The following is a 15961-nucleotide window of genomic DNA, read 5'->3' on the forward strand; positions in this document are numbered from 1 at the left end:
TTTGTGACGAAGATTGCTGTATTGGGAGCTGGAAGCTGGGGAACAGCTTTAAGTATTGTATTAGCTGATAATGGACATGAGGTAAACTTATGGACGCATCGAAAAGACCAAGCTGCTATAATCAATGAAACAAGAAGAAACGACAAATATTTAGATGTTGAAATTCCAAGCAATATTAAGGCATATGATATATTAACTGAAGCAATGGATGGCGTTACAGCGGTTGTTATAGTAGTACCAACCAAGGCAATTCGAGAAGTTTGTAAGTCATTGAATGATGTGCTTAATCATAATGTAACAATCATCCATGCGTCAAAGGGAATTGAGCCGGTGACGTTAAAACGTGTATCACAAATGATTGCTGAGGAGCTAGAAAATTATAAGGAAGAAGATATTGTTGTATTATCTGGTCCTAGCCACGCTGAGGAGGTTGCTTTACGTCAACCAACAACTGTTACAGTTTCTTCAGTTCAGATGGATAATGCTAAGATTGCGCAAGATTTGTTTATTAATGAATCATTTCGCGTCTATACCAGCCCAGATATTTTAGGGATTGAATTAGGTGGTGCTCTAAAAAATATTATTGCACTTGGTGCAGGTATTTCTGATGGTTTAGGCTATGGAGATAACGCGAAGGCAGCATTAATTACAAGAGGGTTAGCAGAAATTGCGAGATTGGGGACCTCACTGGGAGCAAATCCGTTAAGCTTTTTAGGATTACCAGGGGTTGGCGATTTAATTGTTACCTGTACTAGTGTTCATAGCCGTAATTGGCGAGCAGGCAACCTGTTAGGTAAAGGACATAAATTAGATGATGTGCTTGAACAGATGGGCATGGTAGTTGAAGGAGTTCGTACGGTGAAGGCTGCATACCAATTTGCTGAAGAACAACAGGTAGAGATGCCAATTACGAAGGGAATTTATCAAGTTTTATTTGAAGAGAAGGATCCGAAGGACATTGTAGAGCAGCTTATGAATCGAACGAAAAGAGAGGAAATGGACGATCTAGCTAAATTATTAATGGAGAGGTATTCCTGATAACACGTAAACTCCTTCCTGCATATAATGTGTTGAGTTAACTTAGCAGGGAGGCGAGTACGTGAATAATTTCCAAAAAGGTCTTTTTGACAAAATACAGCAAAAGGCAAATATTAATCCTGATGACGTATACAAAGTTGCTGATTCGGTTAAACATGCTAATTTTAAAGACGAGAAAACAGTTAGAAAGCTAGTTCGTCATTTAAGTAAATTAGCTAATAAGCCTATATCAAAGGAAAAAGAAGATAAAATTGTACAGTCTATTGTCAAAAATGATGTACCAATGGATATGAATTCGTTAAACCAATTATTTAAAAAATAAGCGTACTTGGGCAAGTGAGGATACATTCAGCCGTATACTCGCATAAAATAAATCGCACAAGCATTCATGGATAGAGTTGCTGTGGATAATTATTTAGTCAAACCGAGATGGAGTAAGCCCCCTTCATCTCGGATTTTTATGCTACAAATGAAAATGTCTGTAGCATCGACGAAATATTTTGAATACGTATTTTTTGGACGAGTGTATATGTCTTTGTGTTATAATACGTGTTGCAATGATATTGTTCAGTTTGTTTGTATAGGAGTGGTGTCATGTCGGAATCAATGCTAAAAATGTATATTTCATTTGCAGGTATGGTATTACTGCTAGTAGCAATTGGTCTTATTCTGTTATCTCGATATAAACTAAAAGGTGTTTTGGCCGGAATAGTTGCAATTTTTGCCTATTTATCATTAATTACCGGTGGCTTAATTATCTTTTACATTGTTTTTAGCGGTCCTACAGTGTAAGGCAAGGAGGCTTTATAGTGAAGTATACATATGGAAAGATGTTAATCGTGTTAGTAGTTACCATCCTACTTACTGGGTGTTTATACCCGCAGAATCAGCTATCCAAAAATCAAGCACCAAATCAAGATCAATTGGAAACGGTTCAATCAGCGGTCGATCAGTTTAAGGAGAAGACACAGGGATTGGTTCCAATAAGAACAAAGGGTAGTGATACACCAATTTTCGAAAAATACTTAGTTGATTTTTCAAAGCTAAAGGAAGAAAATATTTTAACTGAAATTCCTGGTAATGCGTATGAAAATGGTGGGATATATCAGTATACACTAATTACACCTGATAATAACCCACGTGTGAAGTTAATTGATTTACAAGTTACTGAAGCAATACGAAGTATAAATGTTAAGTTAGATATATACCGAAATGAACATATTTATCCGCCGTTTGGTGAAGAAATCGAAGAAGGCGTGTATTCTATTGATTATGAAAAACTAGGTTTAGATAAGTCGCCAACGGTTGTTAGTCCATATTCTAATCAGCATATACCAATCATCATGGATGTAGAGGGTAATCTCTATGTTGACTATCGAATAGACTTAAATAATGCATTAAATAAGTATGAGCATGGTTTTAAACCTGGTGATGATATAAGGTATATACTAGCTGATAACACGCCGTTTGTACCTGTATATTCGTTCCCTTATACAATAAAAAATGGTGAACCAGTATTTCAACTTGAAAATAAATAAAAATATATCATATTAAAACCCTTGTAACATATATTGTTTCAAGGGTTTATTTGTCTTTTCTTTTACGAACAGGTTGAACGTTTATGTTTTTTAATCTTTTGCACATATTTAAGGCATATTTTGATAGGACAACATCATAGACTTGTAATGTCAATTATTCGTAGTTTGTTCGTAATGAAAAAGAACGGAGATCGGGAGGGGATCTTTTGGAAAGAGTTGATATTTTTAAAGATATTTCGAAACGGACGAATGGAGATATTTATCTTGGAATTGTAGGAGCAGTCCGTACAGGAAAATCCACCTTTATTAAGAAATTTATGGAGTTGGTAGTCCTGCCTAACATTGAAGAAGAGAGTGAAAGGGCTCGGGCGCATGATGAATTACCGCAGAGTGCAGCTGGGAAAACCATCATGACAACAGAACCAAAATTTGTTCCCAATCAAGCAGTATCAGTCAATGTGGATGAGGGGCTTGATGTCAATGTGCGCCTAGTCGATTGTGTCGGATATGCGGTTGAAGGAGCGAAAGGATTTGAGGACGAGAACGGTCCGAGAATGATTCATACACCTTGGTATGAAGAACCTATTCCTTTTCATGATGCGGCGGAGATTGGCACGCGTAAGGTTATTCAGGAGCACTCAACAATCGGTGTAGTTGTAACCTCCGATGGATCATTTGGAGAAATAGAACGAAATGATTATGTTGATGCAGAAGCTAGAGTAGTTGATGAGTTAAAGGAAGTTGGAAAACCGTTCATCATGGTTGTAAATTCTCAAAGACCAAGTAGTCAGGAGACAGAGCTGTTACGGCAAGAGCTATCGGATAAATATGATATTCCTGTACTTTCTATGAGTATTGAATCAATGACAGAGCATGATGTTAACAATGTTTTACGTGAGGCGCTTTATGAATTTCCGGTCCTAGAAGTTAATGTTAACTTACCTAGCTGGGTAATGGTTCTTAATGAAGATCATTGGTTAAGAAGAAATTATCAAGACGCCATTCAAGACACAGTTAAAAATATCAAACGATTACGAGATGTAGATCATATTGTTGGAGAATTTTCTGAATTCGAATATATTGATCAGGCTCGTCTGGCTGGAATGGAAATGGGAGAAGGGGTAGCAGAGATTGACTTACATGCTCCTGATCATTTGTATGATGAAGTATTAAAAGAAATTGTTGGTGAAGAAATTAGAGGAAAAGATCACCTCTTGCAGCTGATGCAGGATTTCGCTCATGCCAAACGTGAATATGATCAGGTTTCAGGAGCTTTACAAATGGTCAAGCAAACTGGATATGGCATAGCTGCACCTGCATTAGAAGACATGATTCTGGATGAGCCGGAAATAATAAGACAAGGGTCTAGATTTGGAGTGCGACTAAAGGCAGTAGCGCCCTCCATTCATATGATAAAAGTAGAAGTAGAATCGGAATTCTCCCCAATCATTGGGACCGAGAAACAAAGCGAAGAGCTCGTTCGATATTTAATGCAGGATTTCGAGGAGGACCCTTTATCCATTTGGGAATCAGATATTTTTGGAAGGTCATTAAGCTCTATTGTAAGGGAAGGTATTCAAGCAAAAATAGCACTAATGCCAGAAAATGCAAGATATAAATTAAAAGATACACTTGAACGGATAATTAACGAAGGTTCAGGTGGACTTATAGCGATTATACTGTAGCAGCTGATCAAAGGCTGCTTTTTTATTTGTCTAGGAAATTATGAAATTGGAACCTATGGATAGATATGGGCATGTTGAGCCGTTTCCAGCTCCAGCGCCCAGAAACGATGCGACTTCACGAATCTCATCATCGGCTCCGCAAGCACACCGTGATTCCTTTTTCTCCGTTGACTCGCTCCAGTCGCTAAGTTTCTAATCTGGCGCTTGTGTTCTTTGCCTCATAGGTTGGATTAATGAGAATAGCAAAGCTACATCAGATGGTATAATTATCTCACTTAAATAGACTAATTTATGCTACCTTCTATTTCACTTGGTTATTAGTTATTCTAGCAAAATCGTCAATTTCTAAAAAAAATTTTTTCCAACAGCAGGATATTTCTATTAGGTGTCGTATATCTTTATTAAAGCCGAAATGTATTGCTGGCAATGAATAGAACAGTTTTAATTTTTTTGGTATTAATTACCAATTTTACTGTAAAATCTAGTTAAATCATAAAGAAATAAGTAAAAATTGGGTGCTAACTGTTGAATTTTGCTGCAAACTCGGTTAATATAAGCCTTGTCACTAAAGAAACATGTGACATGAAGTATAAAAACTGGCAAAATGGTGAACAAATGATGATAGTTTCATTTTTGTTCCAATGTCGATTGATGATTAATGGGAGGAGGTGAATGTCATGAACAAAACAGACTTAGTGAATGCTGTAGCTGAAAAAAGCGAACTTTCTAAAAAGGATGCAACTAAAGCGGTTGATGCAGTTTTCGATTCTGTCATGGATTCACTACAAAAAGGTGAAAAAGTACAGTTAATCGGATTTGGTAACTTTGAAGTACGTGAGCGTTCAGCTCGTAAAGGTCGTAATCCTCAAACAGGAGAAGAGATCGAAATTCCAGCAAGTAAAGTTCCTGCATTTAAACCAGGAAAAGCCCTAAAAGATAGCGTAAAATAATATTTTACATAGGGCGAAGGATGCGCATTAGCGTATCCTTTTTTTCTTGTCTATTTAGTGATAATTGCTTGATTGACATTGTCCCATATATAATTCATTATTTATTAAGAGATTACTAAGGAGGACGCATAATGGATAAAACGAGTGTGACATCAGATTTTTTTGTAATAAAAGCATTAGAAGACGGTGTTAATGTGATTGGTTTAACACGTGGTACAGATACAAGATTCCATCATTCTGAAAAGCTAGATAAAGGGGAGGTAATGATTGCGCAATTTACAGAACATACGTCTGCTGTAAAAGTTCGCGGTAAAGCAATAATTCAAACAAGCCATGGTCAAATTGAAAATGAATAGTTCGTTTTATAACAGAATGCTTGATTAACGATGCTACATAAATTATGCTATAATAGCTAAAGCATGATGAGAATGGATGAAAGGGCTAAGGTGATTTCTTTGAATACATCTGGATTAGACGTAAACAAACTCAAAGCACGCATAGAAGATGAGTTACAGCACACATTTTTAGAAACATATATAAACAAGCCCGTCATCGACGAAGAAAAATTAAGGTTATTGAACGAAATCATAAATGCTACATCACTATCCGAATACCAGAAGGAAAGATATATTGTAACGACAATGCTTGTTCAAGTAGCTTTAGATACACATGATCTTGTTCCAAGTAAAACAGAACAGGATGAAAGTCCAGCTGTGAAACTGCAAAAGCAATTACGTGTTTTAGCTGGCGATTATTATAGTGGACTATACTATTTGCTCTTAGCCGAAATCGATGATTTTGATTTAATCCATCAATTAGCAACAGCAATTAAGGAAATCAATGAATATAAAATGGATCTATATTACCAAGAAGCTTTATCGTTCGAAGAATATATGAAATTAACGAAACGGATAGACGCCTTACTTATTGTGCGTATTGCAGCGTATTTACAGGTTCCTACAGTGGAACAACTTGCGGAAGATTGGTTAATTGTAGGAAATATTGTTGAAGATATAAAACGGTTAAAAAACGGGAAGTCTTCTTCTTTAATTAAAAATTGGGCTAATGGTGACAGTGATTCAACATTGCTTATAAGTTATTTAGATAAGTATTTGCAAAAGAAAATATGTCATGTTAACCAGAAAGTAAAAAATCTTACAAGTAACCAGCAACTAGCTGTGCATATCAGAAAACAATTGACTGAGGTGTTTCATACGAAGACATCTATTGCGGAAAAGGGGTAAAGGTATGTCAGAGCAATCAAAAGAAGAGCGTGTCCATCACGTTTTCGAAAAAGTTTATTCCAAATATGATTCCATGAATTCGATTATTTCATTTCAACGTCACAAAGCATGGCGAAAAGATGTCATGAAGCGAATGAATGTAGAAGCTGGATCTAAAGCTCTAGACATTTGTTGTGGAACGGGAGATTGGTCCTTAGCTATTGCTCAAGAAACTGGTCCTACTGGAGAAGTTTTAGGGCTTGATTTTAGTAAGAATATGTTGTCTGTTGCCGAAGAGAAGAAACAGCAAGCACAAATAAGTCAGCTGCGTTTTATGCAAGGAAATGCAATGGACTTACCATTTGAAGACAATTCTTTTGAATATGTGACCATTGGCTTTGGACTTCGAAATGTGGAGAATTACATGACTGTCTTACAAGAAATGTATCGTGTATTAAAGCCTGGCGGTATAGCAGTATGTTTAGAAACCTCCCAACCTTCCATACCTATTTATCGGCAATTATATTATTTTTATTTTAGTTATATGATGCCATTGATTGGTAAGCTATTTGCAAAAAGCTATAAGGAGTATGCATGGCTACAAGAGTCTGCCAAGGAATTTCCTGGAAAGAAAAAATTAAAGCAAATGTTCTTAGCTGCGGGATTTTCTGAAGTACAGGTTAAAAGTTATACTGGTGGTGTAGCGGCAATGCATATGGCTTTCAAATGATAACTGTTGAATAAGTAAAAAAGGTGACATACATGAAATTAGCTAAAGCTTATGGATATTTAAGAAAAGATTTAGAAGATATAGAAGCAACCATAAATCAAGTCATACAAGCAGATCACTCCGTGTTGCGCGAAGCATCAACAGAATTGCTTAAAGCTGGTGGTAAACGAATACGCCCCGTATTTGTCTTACTATCAGGTCAAGTAGGTACGTATGATCTAACAAAATTGAAGACAGTAGCAGTTTCTTTAGAACTCATTCATATGGCAACGTTAGTCCATGATGATGTTATTGATGATGCAGAAATTCGTCGTGGAAAACCAACGATTAGACAGCTATATGGTAATCGTGTTGCCATGTACACGGGAGATTATATTCTAGCTCGAGCACTAGAAGAGATAACTATGCTACGGGATCCAAAAATTCACCAACTTTTATCCAAGACAATTGTAGAGGTGTGCAGGGGAGAAATAGAACAAATTCGAGACAAGTTTAACTTGAATCAAGACTTACGTAATTATTTACGGAGGATTAAAAGGAAAACGGCATTATTAATTGCTACCAGCTGTAAAATGGGAGCGATAGCTTCAGGTGTTAATGAGAGAGATGCACATCGCCTCTATCAATATGGTTATAATATTGGGATGTCTTATCAAATCATTGATGATATTCTTGATTTTACAGCATCACCAAAACAACTAGGGAAACCAGCTGGAAATGATCTTTTACAAGGAAATCTAACATTACCAGTGTTTTTAGCGATGAAAAATAAAACATTTCATGAAAAAATAGAGCATTTATTTAATCATTCAGAGGCGATTAATGAGGAAAAGATTCAAGAAATTGTTCAAGATGTCCGAAATTCAGATGCAATTGAGGAGTCTTATGCATTAAGCAACCGTTATTTAAATAAAGCCTTGCAAAAACTTAGCGAGCTTCCGGATAGCAGATCAAAAAATACGTTGATGGATATTGGAAAATATATTGGGAAGCGACGATCATAATAACCTTGTCCCGTTGTAATTTTTACATAATTTTGATAGAATTTTATCGGTTAGACAAATACAAAATACATAATTGATGAGGTGTGTAGCATGGAAAAAACATTTTTAATGGTTAAACCGGATGGTGTTCAACGTAATTTAGTTGGAGAAATTGTAAATCGCTTTGAATCAAAAGGGTTTAAATTAGTGGGTGCAAAATTAATGGTTATACCAAATGAGTTGGCTGAACAACATTATGGTGAACACAAAGAGCGGCCATTTTTTGGAGAATTAGTAGATTTCATTACTTCCGGCCCAGTCTTTGCCATGGCTTGGGAAGGTGAAAATGTAATCGCAATCGCTCGTGAGATGATGGGTAAAACCAATCCTGTGGACGCAGCTCCTGGAACGATTCGTGGTGACTATGGTATGACAGTAGGTAAAAATGTCATTCACGGTTCAGATTCTCCGGAAAGTGCAGAACGAGAACTCGGACTATTTTTTGAAAAGAAAGAGCTTACTTCCTATACAAAACAGGATAGTGACTGGGTATACTAATGACACACCATTACCTCCGTTACAGACGGAGGTTTTATTATATGATTCTTAATTAGGTGAAAGAGGCGGGAGAAGGTGGAACAAGACTATAAGGAGTTTATTGCCAACGTAAAAAACATGGCAGGCATTGACTTGAATTTATATAAAGAAACACAAATGAAGAGAAGGCTAACCTCATTAAGAAATAAACGAGGATATTCGAGCTTTTCAAAATACTTTACGGCGATGCGAAATGATGAACATCTATTAGAGGAACTACTAGATCGTATAACGATTAATGTTTCGGAGTTCTATCGAAATCCAAAGAGGTGGGAGGTATTAAAAACCTCCATTATTCCTCAGCTTTTGGAAAGGAATTCCCTCACGATTTGGAGTGCTGCTTGTTCAACAGGAGAAGAACCATATAGTGTTGCCATCATGCTTAAGGAGTACTTTCCAAGTATAAACTATCGAATCATTGCTACTGATATCGACAATGCTGTATTAGGAAAAGCAAAACAAGCTGTATATCAAGAACAAGCACTTAAAGAATTACCATCAGGGCTTGTAAATAAATATTTCACGCAAGAACACGGCTTGTACTATGTAAAAGATGAATTAAAAAATTCGATTACTTTTGAAAAACATAATTTATTAGCAGATAGGTATCCAGCAAATGTAGATTTAATTATTTGTAGAAACGTACTGATCTATTTTACCGACCAGGCGAAAGAAATGATTTATCGTAATTTTAGTAGAGCTTTAACGAATAACGGTGTTTTGTTCGTAGGAAGTACAGAGCAGATATTTAGTCCTGATAATTATGATCTGCAATTATTGGATACCTTTTTTTACCAAAAAAAGGACGAAGATAAACTCTTATCGATTTGATAAGAGTTTATTTTTCATTCTTTCTTAGATATTTTATGCTTTTTCTCAAATTTATTTCCAAAAACACAATAAGTTATGATATAGTAATTAGAAAAATTCATAAAGGAGAATGTAATGTGCGCTATTTAACTGCAGGAGAATCGCATGGAAAACAGCTAACGACCATTATAGAAGGCGTACCCGCCCAAATGCCACTGTTAAAAGATGATATAAACAGCTCCCTTTTAAGAAGACAAAAGGGATATGGTAGAGGTAAACGAATGCAAATCGAGAAAGATCTTGTGGAAATTACAAGTGGTGTAAGACATGGATATACACTTGGTTCCCCTTTATCACTCGTTATACATAATGATGATTATAAACATTGGATAGACATTATGGGAGAAGACCCAATCGAAGCTGATACAAAAATCAGAAGAGTGGTTACACGACCAAGACCTGGTCATGCAGATTTAAATGGTGCTTTAAAATATGGACATAGGGATATTCGAAACATTTTAGAGCGTTCCTCAGCTCGTGAAACTGCAGCACGTGTTGCGGCAGGAGCCGTAGCTAAAACGCTGTTAAAGCATCTTGGTATAGAAATTGTAGGTTATGTGAAAGAAATAGCCGGTATTGAAGCAGTGGAGCAAGCGAATTATACTGCAAAAGAACGACAACAGATCTCTGAAGATTCCCCTGTAAGAGTATTAGATAAACAGGTTGAAGAGAATATGATGCATGCTATTGATGTAGCAAAACAAGAAGGAGACTCTATTGGTGGAGTTGTTGAGGTATATGTCGAAGGGATGCCTGCTGGGATTGGTTCATATGTTCATTATGATCGTAAATTAGATAGCAGAATTGCAGGAAGTGTTGTTAGTATTAATGCATTTAAAGGTGTGGAATTTGGAATCGGTTTTGAAGCAGCGAAGCGAAATGGTAGTGATGTGCATGACGAAATAGCTTGGGATCAAGACAAAGGATATTATCGAAAGACAAATCGACTTGGCGGCTTTGAAGGTGGTATGACAACCGGCATGCCAATAATTGTTAAAGGTGTTATGAAGCCTATTCCAACTTTAATGAAGCGACCATTAACAAGTGTCGATATTGAAACAAAAGAGCCATTCAAAGCAACTGTCGAACGCTCAGACGCATGTGCTGTACCTGCGGCAGCGGTTGTTATGGAACATGTTGTAGCTTTTGAATTAGCAAAGGCTCTTACAGAACAATTCTCAAGCGATCAATTTCCACAGTTACAACAAGCTGTTGAAGCGTATCGAGAAGAAATCAGGTGCTTTTAGTATGGAAACAGATGAAATCGTCGTCCATTCTAGCTCGCATGACTACCCTATTATTATAGGTGAAGGTATTCGTTATGAAGTACAATCTTTTCTTAAAAAAGATTATACTTCCATATTAATTGTTACGGATGAGCAAGTGGGTAAATTGTATTTAACGGATGTTCTAAGCGGACTTTCCACGGAGAATGTGTTTCATTCGATCATTCCGTCAGGTGAAAAAACAAAAAGTATCGAGTATTTTTATCAACTTCAAACAGAAGCGATAAGGTATGGTCTTGATCGGGAGTCATTAATGATTGCCTTAGGCGGAGGAGTCATTGGAGATTTGACTGGATTTGTAGCTTCTACATTCATGCGTGGTATTGATTTTGTACAAATACCAACTACTATCTTGGCTCATGATAGTAGTGTAGGTGGAAAAGTAGCTATTAACCATCAAATGGGGAAGAATCTGATTGGCAGCTTTTACCCTCCTAAAAGTGTTATCTATGATGTGGAAACATTGCGGACATTAAATCAAAAAGAGATACGCTCTGGTTATGCAGAGTTAATAAAAGAAGCATTGATCTCTGATGAGTTCACTTTTCGTTCTTTTTTAAAAACGAATTTGCTTGCATTATCTTCAGAGGAACTTCAAGAGCATTTGCGCATAGGTATACAAATAAAGGCTAGGATTGTAGAGTCCGATGAAAAGGAGTCAGGCATTCGCAAATTTTTAAACTTAGGTCATACGCTTGGTCATGCCATTGAAGCTGAATTAGGCTATGGCTCGCTAGCACATGGTGAAGCTGTTGCAATCGGTCTATTATTTTCGCTACATGTAAGTGAAGATCTATTTTCAAGCAATCTACCGTATCAAGCACTTTTCCAATGGCTACAACAAAATAATTACCCACTGAACTTTCAGTATGAGGATATGCAATCAATTATTACGAAAATGAAAAAAGATAAAAAGAACGTGAAAAACATGATTCAGATGATACTTCTTGAAGAAATAGGAAAACCAATTGTAAAAGAAGTAACGGATCAGCAAGTGGAGCATTATTTAAAATCTTTTGTAGGAAAGCTGGTGGCTAAGTGACAAGAGGAGTTAGAGGGGCGACAACGGTTCCAAAAAATGAGGCGACTGTTATTATTGAAAACACAAAAATATTAATAGAGGAAATGGTTAGCAAAAACGGGATCGATCCCTCAGAGGTATCTCATGTTTTTATCTCTGTAACAAAGGATATAACTGCTACGTTTCCTGCAAAAGCACTAAGAAAATTAACTGGATGGACTTATGTACCAGTTATGTGCATGACAGAGATTGATGTTCCAAATAGTTTAAAGCTTTGTATACGTATCATGATGGTTGTAAATACCGATACACCACAACATAAAATTGATCATGTATTTCACAATCAAGCAGTCAACTTACGTCCAGATTTAACAGAAAAGGTAGGAGAGTAAAAGAATGAAAGGTAAAGCGGCACTTGAGTTATTAGAACCATATCAACAAGGTAAACAGATACAGGATATCAAAGATCAATACGGAATAGATCGAATTGTAAAACTATCATCCAATGAAAATCCGTATGGTTATTCGAGTAAAATCGATGCATTTCTATTGGAACATAGACTAGGCTTCGATATGTACCCAGACGGTTACACTGCTGAATTACGCACTGCTCTTGCTCTAAAGTTAAAGGTGGAAGAATCTGAGATTGTTTTTGGAAGTGGTTCTGAAGAGATTGTTCAAATGATTTGTCGCGCGTTTTTATATCCGGGAGTAAATACGGTTATGCCTAAGCCAACTTTTCCACAGTACAAGCATAATGCCGTGATTGAAGGGGCGGAAATAAAAGAAATTCCAACAAAAGGTGGCTATCTTGACTTAGCATCAATACTTGCTGCTGTCGATGATGATACACAGGTTGTTTGGCTTTGTTCACCAAATAATCCCACAGGTAATGCAATGGCAAAACAAGACTTTTATGATTTTATAACAAGGTGCCCTGAGCATGTGCTTGTAGTTCTCGATGAGGCATATTATGAATATTTAGATCCAGTAAGAGACTTAGAAAGTATAAAACAACTGCCCAATTTTAAGAACTTAATTATTTTACGTACGTTTTCAAAGGCATATGGGCTCGCTGGACTACGGATTGGCTATGGCTTAGCAGCTGAGCAAATTATCACTAAATTAAATGTCGTTCGAGGCCCTTTTAATACAACTTCCATTGCCCAGAAATTAGCATTAATTGCATGGAAAGATGGTGAATTTTTAAACCAAACGATATCGAATAACAATCGTGTTAAGCGATCCTTTCAATACTTTTTGGATCAAATTGGTTGGGAATATTATCCATCGGAAACCAATTTTCTGCTCGTTTGCACACCTAAGAGTGGAATAGATTTATTTGAGTATTTAATAAAGCATGGATTTATTGTAAGACCAGGCGAGCTATTAGGTATCCCTAATACGATTCGCTTAACATTAGGGTTAGAAAAGGATATGGAACAGTTACAGCAACTACTTTTAACTTATAACAATGAGGAGACATAATGTGAAACGAAGAATAGTTATAGCAGGTCTTGGCCTGATCGGAGCATCCATAGCAAAAGGATTGGCTAGGGTAGCTGATCATCATATTATTGGTTACGACATCAATACAGCCACTCTAGAATATGCCAAGCAAAACAATATTGTTCATGAAGTAATAACAGAATTCCCTATGGATGCCATCAATGCCGATTATATTATCCTAGCAGCACCTATATCGGAAACAATAGCTTTATTGCAAAAGCTAGATGAAGTACCTTTTCCAAATAGAGTTATTATAAGTGATGTTTCATCAGTCAAGCAATCAGTTATCCATACAGCAAATCAGTTAAAAAATAAGAAGATCGTCTTTATTGGCGGCCATCCAATGGCAGGTTCACATAAAAAAGGAATTGAAGCAGCTAAATCCCATTTATTTGAAAATGCAATCTATGTTTTAACACCTACTGTCAATAGTACAAATAATGAGGTAGAAGAGCTGAAAGAAATATTACTTCCAACCAAAAGTAAATTTATTACGTTAAATGCTGAAGAGCATGACGAGATGACCGGTGTCGTATCCCATTTTCCGCATTTAATTGCATCCTCTTTAGTGCATCAAGCAGAACATTGGGCTAAAACGCATAGCTATCTTCCCAATCTTGCCGCTGGTGGGTTTCGTGATATTACGCGAATAGCTTCAAGTAATCCGACACTTTGGCAGGATATTTTTTATCACAATCGTAAGAAAATGTCACAGCTTTTGGAGGAATGGATAACAGAAATGCAATTTCTCAAAAATCTTGTGGATACTAGCAGTAAAAAAGAAATGATTCAATACTTAGATCGTGCTAAAAATTATCGAGATGGATTGGGTACTTCTGATAAAGGGATTATTCCGTCGTATTATGATTTATATGTCGATATTCGTGATCAGACTGGGGCGTTAGCAGAGGTAACGCAATTGCTTGCCGACGAAAGTATAAGTATCAATAATATACAAATCCTGGAGATCCGTGAAGGTATCATGGGAGCATTGCGGTTAAGTTTTGCTACTCAGCAGTTACAAAAATCAAGTGAACATATTTTAAAACAGCAAGGATATGAAACGATGATTGAAAAGTAATCAGCAGTTAAAGAAAAGGATGTGAGAATGATTGAAGGAGCAAAAACTACTTCCTACTGAAAATCCGCTACGTGGAGAAATAGAGGTACCTGGAGATAAGTCAATCTCTCATCGTTCCGTTATTTTTGGAGCTTTAGCAAATGGAGTGACAAGGGTAAGTCATTTTCTAGATAGTGAAGATTGTATGCGCACAGTTACTGCTTTTCGTGAAATGGGTGTTTCTATTGAAAAGCAAGGAAATTCTTTATTGATTGATGGGAAAGGTCCTGAAGCGTTAATCGAGCCGAAGGAACCTTTATATTTTGGAAACTCTGGTACAACGGCAAGACTCATGATAGGTGTCTTAGCGGGGCTTCCTTTCTTTACAACGGCATACGGTGATGTATCTCTAACAAACAGACCAATGAATCGTGTGGTTGATCCTTTACGATTAATGGGAGCCATTATTGATGGTAGATTAGAAGGGAGTAAACTTCCATTAGCCATAAGAGGAAATGGTTTAACAGGAATTGAGTACCGTTTACCTGTAAAAAGTGCACAAGTCAAATCAGCAGTATTGTTAGCAGGACTACTTGCAGATGGGAAAACAACTGTAGAGGAATCGACGGTTTCGCGAAATCATACAGAAACAATGCTTCAAGCCTTTGGAGCGTCAATACTAATTGAAGGTAGTACCGTTTCACTACAAGGAAAACAACCGCTTACTGCTACCGATATATATGTACCAGGGGACATTTCTTCTGCTGCATTTTTCCTTGTGGCAGCTGCGATTGTTCCAGGAAGTAATGTGACATTACTAAATGTAGGTTTAAACGAGAGCAGGACAGGCATTATAGATGTATTAAAAGCAATGGGAGCGGCTGTCGAAGTGGGAAATATCCATAGAAAAGGTGGAGAATTATTAGGAAATATCTCAATCACTTATCAGGATTTACACGCTACGACTATCGAAGGTGATATGATTCCACGATTAATCGATGAGATACCAGTAATTGCACTACTAGCAACGCAGGCAAAGGGAAGAACAATAATTAAAGATGCGAAAGAACTTCGAGTAAAGGAAACAGATCGAATTAAAGCAGTTACAGAAGTTTTAACAAGCTTAGGAGCTAGGATTGAGGAAAGAGAAGATGGACTAATTGTTGAAGGTAAGTCAAAGCTAACCGGTAATAAAGTAGCATCTTATCACGATCATCGGATGGCTATGATGGCGACCATTGCCTCATTAATAACAGATGGTGAAGTAGTGATTGATGATATCTCCCCGGTTTCAACTTCTTATCCTAGGTTCTTTCAAGATTTACAACAAATGAAGTAAGACGATGTATTTATATATGTGCAGGTAGCTAGACTGTCGAGGAACTTTCTCGGCAGTTATTTTTTGTAAGTTAAGAAAGTATAAAATCAGTGCAATGACTGCGTTAAGCCAAGTAGTTATTTTGAAATGTTT

18 protein-coding genes are annotated in these 15961 nt (G+C 36.7%); all 18 read left to right on the forward strand.

Annotation, left to right across the window (positions count from 1 at the left end; all coding sequences use genetic code 11):
- Positions 1-3 precede the first annotated feature (3 nt).
- Positions 4-1038 (forward strand): NAD(P)H-dependent glycerol-3-phosphate dehydrogenase, encoded by a 1035-nt coding sequence (locus ABDZ84_RS15635; RefSeq protein WP_026681025.1) that lies wholly within the window; start codon positions 4-6, stop codon positions 1036-1038.
- Between the two features lie 61 nt (positions 1039-1099).
- Complete coding sequence (locus ABDZ84_RS15640; protein WP_026681024.1) at positions 1100-1360, forward strand: stage VI sporulation protein F; 261 nt, start codon at positions 1100-1102, stop codon at positions 1358-1360.
- A 272-nt stretch (positions 1361-1632) separates the two neighbouring features.
- Positions 1633-1830, forward strand: a complete 198-nt coding sequence (locus ABDZ84_RS15645; protein WP_026681023.1) for a DUF2768 domain-containing protein — start codon at positions 1633-1635, stop codon at positions 1828-1830.
- A 17-nt stretch (positions 1831-1847) separates the two neighbouring features.
- The gene (locus ABDZ84_RS15650; RefSeq protein WP_026681022.1) at positions 1848-2576 is read left to right on the forward strand and encodes a hypothetical protein; all 729 of its coding nucleotides are present in this window, start codon (positions 1848-1850) and stop codon (positions 2574-2576) included.
- A 206-nt stretch (positions 2577-2782) separates the two neighbouring features.
- Entirely contained in the window at positions 2783-4261 is a 1479-nt protein-coding gene (spoIVA, locus tag ABDZ84_RS15655; protein WP_026681021.1) for a stage IV sporulation protein A, read from the forward strand.
- 677 nt (positions 4262-4938) lie between these two features.
- Positions 4939-5211: an HU family DNA-binding protein gene (locus tag ABDZ84_RS15660; protein ID WP_021291258.1), complete on the forward strand. Its 273-nt coding sequence runs from the start codon at positions 4939-4941 to the stop codon at positions 5209-5211.
- 131 nt (positions 5212-5342) lie between these two features.
- Entirely contained in the window at positions 5343-5567 is a 225-nt protein-coding gene (mtrB, locus tag ABDZ84_RS15665; protein WP_026681019.1) for a trp RNA-binding attenuation protein MtrB, read from the forward strand.
- A 99-nt stretch (positions 5568-5666) separates the two neighbouring features.
- Positions 5667-6455 (forward strand): heptaprenyl diphosphate synthase component 1, encoded by a 789-nt coding sequence (locus ABDZ84_RS15670; RefSeq protein ID WP_051388307.1) that lies wholly within the window; start codon positions 5667-5669, stop codon positions 6453-6455.
- Between the two features lie 4 nt (positions 6456-6459).
- Positions 6460-7164, forward strand: coding sequence for a demethylmenaquinone methyltransferase (locus ABDZ84_RS15675; protein ID WP_026681018.1), 705 nt, complete (start codon positions 6460-6462; stop codon positions 7162-7164).
- A 32-nt stretch (positions 7165-7196) separates the two neighbouring features.
- Positions 7197-8168: a heptaprenyl diphosphate synthase component II gene (gene hepT, locus ABDZ84_RS15680; protein WP_166530093.1), complete on the forward strand. Its 972-nt coding sequence runs from the start codon at positions 7197-7199 to the stop codon at positions 8166-8168.
- 90 nt (positions 8169-8258) lie between these two features.
- Positions 8259-8705: a nucleoside-diphosphate kinase gene (ndk, locus tag ABDZ84_RS15685; RefSeq protein ID WP_026681016.1), complete on the forward strand. Its 447-nt coding sequence runs from the start codon at positions 8259-8261 to the stop codon at positions 8703-8705.
- Positions 8706-8780: 75 nt separating this feature from the next.
- On the forward strand, positions 8781-9575 hold the full coding sequence (locus ABDZ84_RS15690; protein ID WP_026681015.1) for a CheR family methyltransferase: 795 nt from the start codon (positions 8781-8783) through the stop codon (positions 9573-9575).
- Between the two features lie 116 nt (positions 9576-9691).
- Positions 9692-10861: a chorismate synthase gene (gene aroC, locus ABDZ84_RS15695; RefSeq protein ID WP_026681014.1), complete on the forward strand. Its 1170-nt coding sequence runs from the start codon at positions 9692-9694 to the stop codon at positions 10859-10861.
- Position 10862: 1 nt separating this feature from the next.
- Positions 10863-11942, forward strand: a complete 1080-nt coding sequence (aroB, locus tag ABDZ84_RS15700) for a 3-dehydroquinate synthase (RefSeq protein ID WP_026681013.1) — start codon at positions 10863-10865, stop codon at positions 11940-11942.
- Complete coding sequence (aroH, locus tag ABDZ84_RS15705) at positions 11939-12313, forward strand: chorismate mutase (RefSeq protein WP_026681012.1); 375 nt, start codon at positions 11939-11941, stop codon at positions 12311-12313. Before aroB ends, aroH begins: the two co-directional genes overlap by 4 nt.
- 4 nt (positions 12314-12317) lie before the next feature.
- On the forward strand, positions 12318-13409 hold the full coding sequence (gene hisC, locus ABDZ84_RS15710; protein WP_026681011.1) for a histidinol-phosphate transaminase: 1092 nt from the start codon (positions 12318-12320) through the stop codon (positions 13407-13409).
- 1 nt (position 13410) lies between these two features.
- Entirely contained in the window at positions 13411-14511 is a 1101-nt protein-coding gene (locus tag ABDZ84_RS15715) for a prephenate dehydrogenase (protein ID WP_026681010.1), read from the forward strand.
- Positions 14512-14542: 31 nt separating this feature from the next.
- Entirely contained in the window at positions 14543-15829 is a 1287-nt protein-coding gene (gene aroA / locus ABDZ84_RS15720) for a 3-phosphoshikimate 1-carboxyvinyltransferase (protein ID WP_026681009.1), read from the forward strand.
- The last annotated feature ends 132 nt before the right edge of the window (positions 15830-15961 follow it).

The organism is Virgibacillus salarius, assembly GCF_039521925.1.
In the GTDB taxonomy this organism is placed as follows: Bacteria; Bacillota; Bacilli; order Bacillales; family Amphibacillaceae; genus Virgibacillus; species Virgibacillus salarius.

Bases quoted from the DNA above. Each gene is read 5' to 3' on its own strand.
- hepT (WP_166530093.1), top strand. From the start codon at position 7,197: ATGAAATTAGCTAAAGCTTATGGATATTTAAGAAAAGATTTAGAAGAT.
- hisC (WP_026681011.1), top strand. From the start codon at position 12,318: ATGAAAGGTAAAGCGGCACTTGAGTTATTAGAACCATATCAACAAGGT.
- ABDZ84_RS15660 (WP_021291258.1), top strand. From the start codon at position 4,939: ATGAACAAAACAGACTTAGTGAATGCTGTAGCTGAAAAAAGCGAACTT.
- aroB (WP_026681013.1), top strand. From the start codon at position 10,863: ATGGAAACAGATGAAATCGTCGTCCATTCTAGCTCGCATGACTACCCT.
- ndk (WP_026681016.1), top strand. From the start codon at position 8,259: ATGGAAAAAACATTTTTAATGGTTAAACCGGATGGTGTTCAACGTAAT.
- ABDZ84_RS15645 (WP_026681023.1), top strand. From the start codon at position 1,633: ATGTCGGAATCAATGCTAAAAATGTATATTTCATTTGCAGGTATGGTA.
- mtrB (WP_026681019.1), top strand. From the start codon at position 5,343: ATGGATAAAACGAGTGTGACATCAGATTTTTTTGTAATAAAAGCATTA.
- ABDZ84_RS15675 (WP_026681018.1), top strand. From the start codon at position 6,460: ATGTCAGAGCAATCAAAAGAAGAGCGTGTCCATCACGTTTTCGAAAAA.